This is a genomic window from Sulfitobacter sediminilitoris (assembly GCF_010667575.1).
In the GTDB taxonomy this organism is placed as follows: Bacteria; Pseudomonadota; Alphaproteobacteria; order Rhodobacterales; family Rhodobacteraceae; genus Sulfitobacter; species Sulfitobacter sediminilitoris.
In genome coordinates this window covers 1-12,485 of the sequence record NZ_JAABNT010000015.1, presented here as the reverse complement: position 1 = coordinate 12,485, position 12,485 = coordinate 1, and the positions used below count along the sequence as shown (strand labels likewise).

Sequence of the window (12,485 nt, the reverse complement as noted above, 5' to 3'; positions counted from 1 at the left end):
ACCCATGGATCTTGCGGCAACCATCCTTGTCGATGGATTGATCTACGCCGGCTGGCTGTTCATCGTATCCGTTGGCCTGACACTGGTCTTCGGCGTGCTGAACATTCTTAACATTGCGCATGGCAGCCTTTACGCCATTGGCGCCTATGCATCTGCTTCCTTGGTCGGGGCCTATTTCGCCGCCGGTGGCGAGGCTTTCCCCTATGGCAGCTACGCGGCTTTGATTTTGGCGGCGGTGCTGGTGGCGCTGGTGCTGGGGCCTTTGCTGGAACGTGGTCTTCTGCGGTTCTTCTACGGCCGTGACGAGGTGCTGAACGTGCTGGTGACCTACGCGGTGTTTCTCATCCTCGAAGATGTGATGAAGCTGATCTGGGGTGTGAACCCCTATTTTGTCTATGAGCCCTATACCCTTTTGGGGGATGTCGAAATCGGTCCGTTGTTCTATGTCGGCTACGATTTCGCGGTGATCGCGGCAGCCATCATCGTGGGCCTGGTCGTGTGGCTTACGTTGAATCATACGCAGATTGGCAAGGTCGTGCTTGCCGTGATCCACGATTCCGAGATGAGCCAGACCATGGGCGTGAACGTTCAGCGCGTTTATCTGGGGGCCTTCATGGCGGGCGCTTTTCTGGCCGCGCTTGGGGGCGCGATGACGGCGCCGATGATCTCGGTCACCCCCGGTCTGGGGGTCAATGTCATCATCGTGGCCTTCGCGGTTGTGATCATCGGGGGGTTGGGGTCGGTGCCCGGTGCCGCCATTGGCGCGCTGATGGTTGGGATCAGCCGGGCGGCGTCGGTGCATATGCTGCCAGAGGCTGAGCTGTTCATCATCTACTTCGTGATGGCCATTGTCTTGCTGTTCCGGCCCGAAGGACTGTTCGCAAAAACACAGGCGAGGAAAATCTGATGGGGTCAAATTTGATCGTCAGCGCAATCGTTGCGCTTGTCGTGCTGGCCGCTGGCGCGGTGATCCTGCCAGACTGGGCCATGTTTCTGTTTGCCATGGCGCTTGCCAAGGGGCTGGTCTGCCTTGGCATCGTCGGGATGATGCGTGGCGGTGTCGTGTCCTTTGGGCAGGGGCTTTACTATTGCCTCGGCGCTTACACGGCGACACTTGTTGCCAACACCTTTGGCGTCTCGGACATATTTCTGCTGACCTTGCTGAGCGCGGCGGTTTGCCTGCTGGTCGGGCTGGCCTTTGGTCCCCTGCTGTCGAACTACCGGGGCATTTTCTTTGCGATGCTGTCCCTGGCCCTGTCGATGGTGCTTTATGGGTCGCTGTCGAAGATGAGCTTTATCGGTGGCACTGACGGGCTGAACATCGCGGCACCAACGTTTCTGGGCTGGGCTCCTGAAGGCCGGCCCCTTCAGGCCGCGCTCTATATCTACGTGGTGACGATCGTGGTGATCGCAGGAACGTTGATGCGCCTATATTTTGACAGTGAACGCGGTTTGCTTACGCTTGCCACTCGAGACAATGAGCTGCGGGTGGAATACCTCGGCGCCTCGGTGCGCAACATCATGACATATAACTATGTCTTCGGCGCAGTCCTTGGTGGCATCGGCGGTACCATCGCGGCACTGGCGTTGGGCCACGTGGACCCTGAATTTGCCTTTTGGACGACTTCAGGCGAGTTTGTTTTCGTGGCCATCCTTGCAGGTTACCTGTCCGTGCCAGCCGTCATTGTTGCGGCGATTATTCTTGAACTCGTCCGGTCCTTCTCAAATCTCTACTTTCCCAATACGTGGCAACTTGCTCTGGGGATCTTTCTACTCGCGGTGATCATCGCGCTGCCAAACGGCTTGGGGTCCCTTGTCAGACGCCGGAAAGGAAACGAGACATGAGCAAGGGCGTTTTAGAAGTCCTCGACGTGCAGAAATCTTTCGGCGCTGTCACGGCGGCCAAGGATATCTCGGTGACTGTCCCGGAAGGTGCGGTTTATTCCCTGATCGGGACAAACGGAGCGGGCAAGACCACTTTCGTCAATATGGTGACCGGCTATATCAAACCGGATGCTGGCACGATCAATTTCGCTGGCCGCAATATCATTGGGATGGCCCCGCGCCAGATCACCCGCATGGGCATCCACCGTTCTTTTCAGATCGCGCAGTTGTGCAACGAACTGACCGTTGAGGAAAACATGCTGGTTGCCGATGCGATTCACGGCGCCAAGGGGCCGTCCTTTTTGCAGAATGCCCACAATCAGGATGCACGCGCACGTGCGATCGCGACGCTGGAGCGGTTCAACATTGCCGAGCACCGCAATCGATTGATCCCGGAGCTTTCGGGCGGTGTCAAAAAGTTGCTCGACATCGCGATGGCCATGGCAGGGGATACGCAGATCATGTTGCTGGATGAGCCGACGTCGGGTGTTGCCTCGGACGAGAAATTCCCGATCATGGACCTGGTGATGGAAGCGCTCAAATCTGCGGGCGTCACGGTCATTTTCGTTGAGCACGACATGGATATCGTGACCCGCTACTCCGAACGGGTTCTGGCGTTCTATGACGGAAGGATCATTGCCGACGATGCGCCGGACGAAGTTTTGTCGGACCCGGAAGTACAACGCTATGTGACGGGGGCGCCCGCATGACCTTGAAACTTGAAAACGTTGAAGTCAGCATTCAGGCCGCACCCATCCTGCGCGGCGTGAGCCTTGAGGTTGGTACCGGTGAACGCATGGGCCTGGTGGGCCGGAACGGTGCAGGCAAAACAACCGTTATGCGGACGATCACCGGGCTGGCCAACATGGCGGGGGGCAGGGTTCTGTGGAACGACGAGGATATATCCAACATGCAGCCCCGCCAACGTGCGGCACTGGGGTTCGGCTATATGCCGGAAGACCGCCGCCTGGTGCCTGACCTTACCGTCGAAGAGAACATGCTTTTGCCCGCATGGGCAAACAAAGAGATCGACGGACAGAAAGGTCTGAATTTCGTCTATGATCTGATGCCCGAACTGACCGAGATGGCCGCGCGCAAGGCGTTGCTACTTTCCGGTGGGCAACAGAAAATGGTGGCGCTGGGCCGGGCTTTGATCGCGGGGCGAAAGCTACTGCTGCTTGACGAGCCTTTCGAGGGCGTCGCCCCCGCCTTGGCAAAGCGGATTTCGGAAGTGATTACATCTTTGAAAGGCGAAGGGCTTTCGGTGCTGATTGCTCAATCTGAACTCAGCCATTCGCTTGAACTGCTTGAGCGCGAAAGCGTGATCGAGCGGGGCGAGATCATCAAAGTGAACGTCATTGATCAGTCGTCGGCAAACACGTGACGTGACCAAGGGACAGATTCCCCGCTTCCAAGCGACGCCATTCTCCAGCACAGGACACAATGAGTTAGATCTTTCATGCCACTCGAGCCGAAACCACTACGTGTCAAACATGCCTATGAGCAGGTGTCGAGCGAGATCGAAGCGCAGATCCTCAATGGTTCTCTGAAACCGGGCGACAGGTTGCCGGGAGAAATCGAGATGGCGGGCATGTTCAACGTCAACCGCTCCACCGTACGCGAAGGGATCCGGCGACTGGAAAGCGAAGGGTTTGTGCGCCGGATATCTCCTCGCAAGATGGTGGTCAGTATTCCACATATGGCGGAGCTTTCCTCTCGGCAGACCCGCGCGTTGAGCATATTGGACGTTACCTTTGATGAATTATGGAATGTCGCAATAGCAACTGAGCCGCTTGCCGCGGAATTGGCAGCGCGACATGCGGATGCCGAAGATATTGCCGACCTGAACAGGATCCAGCGCGAGCTTATCGCGGCTGAGGGGCAGGGGGATGCATCGGTTGAGATTGACACAGCCTTTCATTCCCGCGTGGCGGCGGCCAGCAAGAACCGGGTGTTGCAGCTAGCGCGCGAGCCAATTGGTTTTCTTCTGTACAGCGGTATCGACGTGTTGATCCCCAAGCTGCCACAGGCCATGTCGCGTCAGGTAGTGGCGCATCATCATATCATCGAGGCCATCTGCGCGCGGGATGCCGAAACCGCCCGCGATTGGATGGCACGCCACATCGACGATTTCAAACGAGGCTACATCCATGCAGGCTTGCCGCTGGACAAGCCTATCGCAGGCGCGGTTGGCCGATTGGTCGGACAGAGGCAGGTGCAATGACAACAGGTGGGGCCTTGGCACATGGCAGTGAGTGTCAACGAGATCGAACAGGAGGGGATCTATAGCATGACTGCACAAACGCTTTTGCGCCGTGAACGCCATTATGTTGATCGGGTGGTCGCTTGCTACTCAGACCGTCCGCGCAATGTGAATGGGCTTTTGGAAGCGGCTGTTGCGAACCATCCCGACAAAGAAGCGCTGATCTGTGACGACACCCGCTGGACCTATGCCCAATTCGATCAAGAGGTCGGGCGGGTGGCCGCTGGTCTGGCCGCGCGGGGCGTCGGGCGGGGCGACCGGTTGGCAATGCTGCTTGGCAATGGCGCGCCCTTTGTGGTTATGAGCTACGCTGCCGCGCGGTTGGGTGCGGTAACCGTCCCGCTTAGCATCCGTGATCAGATGCCGGGCATCCGGCACGCGCTTGTGAATTCAGAGGCCATCGCGCTTGTGGTCGAAGCGGCGTTCGTCGATCTTGTGCCGCTGCCCAAAGACACGCCTCATATGAAAGTGCGTATCTCTGTCGGATCGGCGTCAGGCTTTGCCGACTATGAAGAGCTGCGTCAGGCTGCCCCACTGACAGATCCAGCCTATGTTGACGAGGACGAGGTGGCAACGATCCTCTACACGTCGGGCACAACAGGTGTGCCCAAGGGTGCTATGCTGACGGGCTTGGGTATCATCCATTCCGCGACCAACTTTGTCAGCGTCATGGGCTTGGGGCCAGACGACAAGACTGTCGTCGTGGTCCCGATGAACCATGTGACCGGCCTCATTGCGGGGATCCACACGCTGGTCCGTGCCGGTGGCGCAATCGCGGTGATGCGAGAGTTCAAGGCCTCCAAGTTCTTGGAATGCGCGTCACGGGAAGGCATGACTTGCTCGCTTATGGTCCCCGCAATGTACAATCTGTGCCTGCATCAGACTGACCTAAGTGATTATGATCTGTCGGCGTGGCGGGTCGGCGGCTACGGCGGCGCGCCCATGCCAGCCGCAACGATAGAGCGGCTGGCCAGCGCATTGCCCGGTTTGGGGTTGATGAATGCTTATGGCGCGACCGAAACAACGTCACCGGCGACGATCATGCCAGCAGAGCATACTGCAGCGCATAGGCTTTCCGTGGGACGCCCGGTTCCGGGTGTCGAAATATGCGCCATGGACGAGAACGGCCGAGAGATGCCAGCGGGCGAAGCTGGAGAGCTTTGGATCAGGGGGGCGATGGTCGTTCCCGGCTATTGGCGCAACCCAGAAGCAGATGCGCGCGAGTTTGCTGCTGGTTTCTGGAAATCAGGGGACATCGGGGCGGTTGATGCCGATGGGTTCGTCTATGTCCATGACCGCAAAAAGGATTTGGTCAATCGCGGCGGGCACAAGGTGTTTACAGCGAAGGTGGAAAGTGTGCTCACGGCATGCCCCGGCGTGATTGAGGCTGCCGTGGTTTCCAAACCCTGCCCAATCCTCGGAGAGCGCGTGCACGCCGTCCTGTCCGTAAAATCGGAGGAGGCCGATGAGGACGCGATCAGGACGACCTGCGCCAGCGAGCTTGCCGATTATGAATGCCCCGAAAGCTATACTTTGTTTAACAGCCCGTTGCCCCGCAACGCCAACGGCAAGATCCTCAAGCGCCAGATCAAGGAGGACCTCGGCTTTGTCACCGCGTAAAGAGGCCGCTGAACCGTCAGTCGCCTGAATAGAATTAGAAAACCAAACCGCTTCAGCACCTGCCTGGGCCCCAAGAATAAGATCAGGATCGATCCACAATGACCAAAATGCTCCAAAGAGAAGGCCTTTCTGAACGGGCGCTCACCATCGCCGACAAGGTAGAGAAGTTCGTGCGCGAGACAGTCGCGCCCTATGAACGTGATCCGCGGATCGGTGCGCATGGCCCGTCAGACGCGCTGGGCGACGAACTCAAAGCACTGGCGCACGAGGCTGGCGTGATGACACCGCATATCCTCGATGACGGCGGGCACCTGACCCAACGTGAAACTGCCGCAGTTTTGATCCGCTCAGGTTTGTCGCCGCTGGGTCCCCTAGCCTGTCACACCTGCGCCCCTGACGAAGGCAACATGTACCTTATGGGCAAGGTTGCGTCGCCCGAACTGAAAGAGCGGTTTCTGACGCGGATGGTGGACGGCAGCATGCGCACCGCCTTCTTCATGACCGAACCGGCCGAGGATGGCGGCGCGGGTTCCGACCCGTCGATGATGCTGACCACCTGCAAGATGGATGGCAACCACTGGGTGGTCAACGGGCGCAAGACTTATATCACCGGCGCGGACGGGGCGGGCATGGGCATCATCATGGCCAAGTCCGACGACGGCGCCTGCATGTTCCTTGTCGATTTGCCAGACCCTGCGATCCGTATCGAGCGGGTGCTGGACACGATCGACAGCTCCATGCCCGGAGGCCACGCGGTCATCACCATCGACAACTTGCGCATCCCGGCGGACCAGATGCTGGGAGAATCCGGCGAGGGGTTCAAATACGCGCAGGTGCGCCTTGCGCCCGCGCGGTTGAGCCATTGCATGCGGTGGCTGGGTGCCTGTGTGCGCGCACATGAGATCGCAACGGATTACGCCAACCGGCGCATGGCTTTCGGCAAGCAATTGATTGATCACGAAGGTGTCGGCTTCATGCTGGCCGAGAACCTGATGGACCTCAAGCAGGCCGAACTGATGATCTACTGGTGCGCCGACGTGCTGGACAGCGGCGCTCAGGGTGGAGCGGAAAGCTCGATGGCGAAGGTGGCCGTATCCGAGGCGCTGATGCGGGTCGCGGACCGCTGCGTGCAGTGCATGGGCGGGCAGGGTGTGACGGCGGATACGATTGTTGAGCAGGTGTTCAGGGAAATCCGCGCATTCCGGATTTATGACGGGCCAACTGAGGTCCATAAATGGAGCCTTGCCAAGAAAATCAAGCGAGACTGGAAGGCGGAGCACGCGGGATGACATCCACCGCCGTCAGCGCCGATGCCAATACGGGGACGACCGCGGTGCGCGACGGTTTTAGCTTTGATGAGGATGCGCTGACGCGGTGGATGGCGGCCCATGTGACAGGTTTTGCTGGCCCCTTGACAGTACGCCAGTTCAAAGGCGGGCAGTCGAACCCCACCTACCAACTTGTCACGCCCGCAAAGACTTACGTTCTGCGCCGCAAGCCGACTGGCCAATTGGCGAAAAGTGCACATGCCGTGGATCGTGAAGCACGCGTGCTGACGGCCCTTGCCTCCGCAGATTTTCCGGTGCCCAAGGTGTACGGGCTGTGCACCGACCTGAGCGTTATTGGCAGCTGGTTCTACGTCATGGACATGGTAGAGGGCCGGATCTTCTGGGATGCAACCTTTTCGGAGGTCCCTGAGAGGGACCGGCCAAGTTACTTCTGTGCAATGAATGAAACATTGGCGCGGTTGCATCTGATTGCACCGCAATCGGTCGGGCTTGAAGACTACGGCCCCGCCGGCAACTACTTTGAGCGGCAGATCAGCCGATGGAGCCGTTCCTACCTGGCCGACACCGACGCAGGACGTGACCCGGGGATGGACAAGCTGGTTGAATGGCTGCCTACAGCGATACCCCGGACCGCGGACACACGCATCGTCCACGGCGATTTTCGCTGTGACAACCTGATCTTTCATCCCACCGCGCCACGGGTAATCGCCGTTCTGGACTGGGAGCTCTCAACGCTGGGCTGCCCGCTTGCTGATTTCACCTATCACGCGCTGATGTACCGGATGCCGCCGGAAATCGTGGCCGGGATGGGTAACCTTGATCCTGCCAGCCTGGATATCCCGACCGAAGATGAGTATGTTGCACAGTACTGTGCGGCCACCGGTCGGACGTCGATCCCGGATTATCCCTTCTATGTCGCTTTCAACCTCTTTCGGATGGCGGCCATCTTTCACGGGATCAAGGGCCGCGTGATCCGGGGACAGGCAGCTTCGGCTCATTCGGTTGCCCGCGTGCAGCACTTCCCGAAACTGGTCCAAATGGCGGTAAACGCCGCGGAGGAATGCCGATGACACAGCCTGTTCTTCTTGATGTCACCAAGGGCGTGGCAAAGATCACGCTGAACCGCCCCGAACGGGGCAATGCAATCAATCAACCGATGGCGGACGCCCTCATGGACCTGGCCTTGCGCTACGCCAATGAACCGAAGGTGCGCTGTGTCGTGCTGACCGGTGCGGGCAAGATGTTCTGCGTCGGCGGTGACATCAGCGATTTTGCGAACAATGACGTTGGAACAGGGGCCTTTCTGGGCCGGTTGGCTGGCACATTGCATCAGGCGATGACGCTCTTTGCCTCAATGAAAAAGCCCATGATCTGTCTTGTGAATGGCCCGGCGGCTGGGGCGGGGCTCAGTATGGCAATCAGTGGCGATATCGTTCTTGCCGACCCCTCCGCCCATTTCACCGCAGCCTACCTTGGCATTGGTCTGACCCCGGACGGCGGTATGACATGGCTGCTGCCCCGACTGGTAGGAATGCGCGCCGCACAAGAGATCATTCTGACCAACCGGCGCGTTGGTTCAGCCGAAGCGGCGGACATCGGCCTGATCACAAGACTGGTCAAAGAGGGCGAACTTGAGCGCGAAGGGGCTGATCTGGCGGACCAACTGACATCAGGTGCTGTCACCTCTATGGGGGCTGCGCGCCGCCTGCTTCAGGAAAGCTTTGCCTCGGGCTTTGCCAGCCAGATGGATCGCGAACTGACCTCGATCACAGCTGCCGGAGAAAGCCCGGAGGGACGTGAGGGGATCAGCGCCTTTCTTGAACGCCGCGCACCTGATTTTCGGAAGCATCCCAAAGAATGAACACGATAGTATGAAATGCGGGATGCACGGACAATGGGAGCTTGCCGTGCGACACCCGTTTACCAAGCGAATGACCGAATAAGGAAATTAGAAAATGAGCAAACTCTTTTCACCGCTTAAGATTGGACCTCTTGAGCTTGACAACCGGATCATCATTGCACCGATGTGCCAATACTCTGCCGTAGAAGGAAACGCGCAGGACTGGCACCTGATCCATTTGGGCAACCTTGCCTTGTCAGGTGCGGGCATGTTGATCATCGAGGCTGCTTCCGTCTCGCCCGAAGGGCGCATCACGCCGGGTGATCTTGGGCTTTATTCCGATGAGAATGAGGCCGCGCTGAAACGCGTGATGGAGGCGGTGACAAAATATTCGGTCACGCCTATGGTCATTCAGCTTGCCCATGCCGGGCGCAAAGCATCCAGTCGCGCCCCTTGGGACGGTGGAGCACAGATCCGCCCTGATGAGCCTGAAGGATGGAAAGCGGTGGCGCCCTCTGCCGTGCCGCATGCAGAAGACGAGGACGCGCCTGTCGCACTTGATGACGCAGGCCTTGCAAAGGTTCGGGATGATTTCGTGTCTTCGGCACGACGGGCGGTGGCACTTGGTTTTAAGGGGATTGAGGTGCACATGGCTCACGGGTATCTCTTGCATCAGTTCCTTTCACCCTTGTCTAACTTGCGAACGGACAGCTACGGCGGCGCGCTTGAAAACAGGATGCGCTTTCCGCTTGAAGTCTTTGATGCGATCAAGGCAGCGGTCCCTCAGGACATACCGGTCTGGGTGCGGGTTTCGGCGACGGATTGGGTGCCGGGCGGATGGGACACAGATGACACGATCGCGCTCAGCGCTATGTTGAGAGAACGCGGGTGCGCAGCGATACATGTGTCCTCAGGTGGCGTGTCCCCCAAACAGGAAATCCCGGTCGGTGCGGGCTATCAGGTGCCTCTCGCCGCAGAAGTAAAAGCACAGATCGAATTGCCCATCATCGCCGTAGGGCTCATTACCGAGCCTGAATTCGCGGAAGCTATCCTTGAAAAAGGTGAGGCCGACGCAATCGCCCTGGCACGGGGAATGCTTTATGACCCACGCTGGCCGTGGCATGCCGCCGCCGCACTTGGAGCCGAGATTAGCGCGCCCCATCAGTACTGGCGGTCACAGCCGCGCGAGTACAAGTCACTGTTCAAGAATGCGAAAGTCGGGCAGCGGTAAACCAATTGCCTGTGGACCTCGTCAAGTTCGTCTGAAGAAGGTGCATTTTGGGGGCGGGCTTTGGTTTGCCATAAAGGCTCTATCGCATAATCGGCTAAATCTTCTTGAGCAATTTCGGCTTCGACTTATTGGGTCGAAGGAAGAGTGACTCACGCCGGATTTAGGCCCGCGAAGAACTGGGTAGCCTTTGTGATATATTCCTCTCCTAGAGAATGCGGTTCTCGCATCGAAGCCGCTCATTCTCTTGAGCAAGGCTTAGATCCTCTTTCGACATCAAGTCTGAGTTTCGGCGTGCGTTGATCCCTTTATTCAGCGTCGACATGCCAAGGCCAAGATCAGCAGCACCTTGCTTGCGCGACAGACCGCTGTTCAATGCGATCAGCACCGCATCTTGCCAGTATTCGTCCCGCCGTATCAGTCCCATAGTAAGTCTGCGTTGTTGCAGCAAATGCTATCAAAGGAGCGGTATCAAACCGCGACAGGTCCAATCTACGAGACTAGGGGCTATTCATATCAGTGAGAAACGCAGCGATCGAGATGTCAACGCCGGAGCAAAATCGCACCAAACGCCGGAGAGAAAGTGCGCCACTTGGCTGGATCTGGCCGGAGTAAAACTGCGCCAGCTTGTTGGGTTAGGTTTGTCCATAGGCCCGCACGGCGGAGTGCCCCTACAGAGCAACGAAGCTGTGCGGGGCTCTGGGCAAACCGGGGAGCGGTATTTGTTCTTTAAGCTTTACCCGATTGACGGCTGTGTCTGAGGCGGTAGCTCTCACCGTTCATTTCCAGGATGTGAACATGATGGGTCAGGCGGTCGAGCAGCGCACCTGTTAGGCGTTCCGAGCCGAAGGTGCTGGTCCATTCATCGAACGGCAGGTTGGACGTCACGATGGTTGATCCGCGCTCGTAGCGTTGTGAGAAGACCTCAAATAGCAGTTCAGCACCGGTTGGCGACAGGGGCACATATCCAAGCTCATCGATGATCAGCAGGCTGTATTTACTCAGTTGCTTCTGCAGACGCAGCAGGCGCTTCTCATCCCGGGCTTCGAGGAGTTCATGGACCAAAGCCGATGCGGTGATGAAGCCGACAGCCAGACCCTTCTGACAGGCTGCCAACCCAAGGCCGAGGCCAATATGCGTCTTGCCGGTACCGCTGTTTCCCACGGCGATGATGTTCTCGTTACGGGTGATGTAGTCACAGCGCGCCAGCTCCATCACCAGCATCTTGTTCAACGAGGGCATGGCCTTGAAGTCGAAGCTGTCGAGACTTTTGACGGCCGGGAACTTTGCAGCCTTGATCCGCCGTTCCACCATGCGCCGCTCCCTGTCGATGAGCTCCAGTTCGGCGAGGCGCAAAAGATAGCGGGAATGATCGATGCCTTCTGCCGCGCATTGCTTGGCGACTTTGTCATACTCACGCAGGAACGTCGGCAGGCGCAGGGCTTTCAAATGATGCGCCAGTAACAGCTGGGGCGTGTCGGTCATGACCCACCTCCCGACAGAAGTGCCATGTAATCGCGAGCGGATGTGATAGCAACGTGGGCTTTTGGCAGATATGGGTAAACTGTCATGTCCAGCCGGGGTGGTCTGCGTTCGATCCGGCACAGAACCAAATGCTTCACGGCATCAAAGCCGATCGTGCCGCGTTCAAGCGCGCTCTGTATCCCGGCTTCAACATCCGCGATCCGGAATGTCTCTAGAAGCCGCAGAACCTGAACGAACTCGCGCTTGCCCTTTTTACCCATCCGCGCCTCCATAAGGCGACGCAGGATGAGAAAGGCTTCAGGCAATTCCCAATCGGCCAGTGGAGCTGCCTGATCGAGTGCATTGGTCTTCTGTTCGATCAGCGCCAGATAATGAAGCGGATCATAGATGTAATCCTCCTTCTCCCAAGACCGGATATGGCGGGCGATGACTTCAGCACCGCAGGCAATCACCACCTCATGCACATAGCCCCGCACCAGAACTTCCTGGTGGCCGTAGGCCGTCGGAACAGAATAATCATTACCGCGATAGCGCACGAGCGACAGTGAGCTGACCCGAACTGATTGTTTGTCGCAGGCGTCGTACGGAACAGCTGGCAAAGGCTGAAGCCGTTCCGCATCAGCCACAAATCGCTCCCCAATCGTGCCTTTGTGCCCCCGCAGCTTGTCGTCCATGCGCTTGCGGCACTGTTCGGCCAGATGAGCATTGAGATCATCAAAGCTGGCAAACCGGGGCTTGGGCACCATGACGTTCCGGCGGGTGTAGCCAACCGTTCCCTCGACTTTACCTTTGTCATTCCCTTTGCCCGGGCGGCCAAACCGATCCTCAAACAGATAATGGGACACCAGTTCTGAGAACACCCGGGTTCGTTTGCGC

At 58.3% G+C, this 12,485-nt stretch carries 12 protein-coding genes and 1 pseudogene; 10 read left to right on the top strand and 3 right to left on the bottom strand.

The window, feature by feature from the left end; translation table 11 throughout:
• Positions 1 to 4 precede the first annotated feature (4 nt).
• The 10 genes from GV827_RS18585 to GV827_RS18540 all read left to right on the top strand — a co-directional run bounded on the left by GV827_RS18585 (position 5) and on the right by GV827_RS18540 (position 10,127).
• Positions 5 to 907, top strand: a complete 903-nt coding sequence (locus GV827_RS18585; protein ID WP_164355324.1) for a branched-chain amino acid ABC transporter permease — start codon at positions 5 to 7, stop codon at positions 905 to 907.
• The gene (locus GV827_RS18580; protein WP_164355323.1) at positions 907 to 1,845 is read left to right on the top strand and encodes a branched-chain amino acid ABC transporter permease; all 939 of its coding nucleotides are present in this window, start codon (positions 907 to 909) and stop codon (positions 1,843 to 1,845) included. The genes GV827_RS18585 and GV827_RS18580 overlap by 1 nt, the downstream gene beginning before the upstream one ends.
• Positions 1,842 to 2,594, top strand: coding sequence for an ABC transporter ATP-binding protein (locus tag GV827_RS18575; RefSeq protein WP_164355322.1), 753 nt, complete (start codon positions 1,842 to 1,844; stop codon positions 2,592 to 2,594). Before GV827_RS18580 ends, GV827_RS18575 begins: the two co-directional genes overlap by 4 nt.
• Positions 2,591 to 3,268, top strand: coding sequence for an ABC transporter ATP-binding protein (locus GV827_RS18570; RefSeq protein ID WP_164355321.1), 678 nt, complete (start codon positions 2,591 to 2,593; stop codon positions 3,266 to 3,268). The genes GV827_RS18575 and GV827_RS18570 overlap by 4 nt, the downstream gene beginning before the upstream one ends.
• 75 nt (positions 3,269 to 3,343) lie before the next feature.
• Positions 3,344 to 4,108 carry a FadR/GntR family transcriptional regulator gene (locus GV827_RS18565; RefSeq protein WP_164355320.1) on the top strand — a complete coding sequence of 255 codons (765 nt, stop codon included), beginning with the start codon at positions 3,344 to 3,346 and terminating at the stop codon, positions 4,106 to 4,108.
• A 66-nt stretch (positions 4,109 to 4,174) separates the two neighbouring features.
• On the top strand, positions 4,175 to 5,767 hold the full coding sequence (locus tag GV827_RS18560; RefSeq protein WP_164355319.1) for a class I adenylate-forming enzyme family protein: 1,593 nt from the start codon (positions 4,175 to 4,177) through the stop codon (positions 5,765 to 5,767).
• 98 nt (positions 5,768 to 5,865) lie between these two features.
• Positions 5,866 to 7,056: an acyl-CoA dehydrogenase family protein gene (locus tag GV827_RS18555; RefSeq protein ID WP_164355318.1), complete on the top strand. Its 1,191-nt coding sequence runs from the start codon at positions 5,866 to 5,868 to the stop codon at positions 7,054 to 7,056.
• Positions 7,053 to 8,126, top strand: coding sequence for a phosphotransferase (locus tag GV827_RS18550; protein ID WP_164355317.1), 1,074 nt, complete (start codon positions 7,053 to 7,055; stop codon positions 8,124 to 8,126). Before GV827_RS18555 ends, GV827_RS18550 begins: the two co-directional genes overlap by 4 nt.
• The gene (locus tag GV827_RS18545) at positions 8,123 to 8,917 is read left to right on the top strand and encodes an enoyl-CoA hydratase/isomerase family protein (protein WP_164355316.1); all 795 of its coding nucleotides are present in this window, start codon (positions 8,123 to 8,125) and stop codon (positions 8,915 to 8,917) included. The genes GV827_RS18550 and GV827_RS18545 overlap by 4 nt, the downstream gene beginning before the upstream one ends.
• Positions 8,918 to 9,011: 94 nt before the next feature.
• Positions 9,012 to 10,127 (top strand): NADH:flavin oxidoreductase/NADH oxidase, encoded by a 1,116-nt coding sequence (locus tag GV827_RS18540; protein WP_164355315.1) that lies wholly within the window; start codon positions 9,012 to 9,014, stop codon positions 10,125 to 10,127.
• 208 nt (positions 10,128 to 10,335) lie between these two features.
• Here the strand turns inward: GV827_RS18540 and GV827_RS18535 are convergent.
• The 3 genes and pseudogenes from GV827_RS18535 to GV827_RS18525 all read right to left on the bottom strand — a co-directional run.
• A pseudogene (locus GV827_RS18535) lies at positions 10,336 to 10,551 on the bottom strand (IS3 family transposase); the annotation flags it as partial.
• Positions 10,552 to 10,853: 302 nt separating this feature from the next.
• Complete coding sequence (istB, locus tag GV827_RS18530) at positions 10,854 to 11,609, bottom strand: IS21-like element helper ATPase IstB (RefSeq protein ID WP_164355313.1); 756 nt, start codon at positions 11,607 to 11,609, stop codon at positions 10,854 to 10,856.
• On the bottom strand, positions 11,606 to 12,485 hold an 880-nt coding region (locus GV827_RS18525), incomplete at its 5' end, for a transposase (RefSeq protein WP_204325969.1). The genes istB and GV827_RS18525, both read right to left, overlap by 4 nt.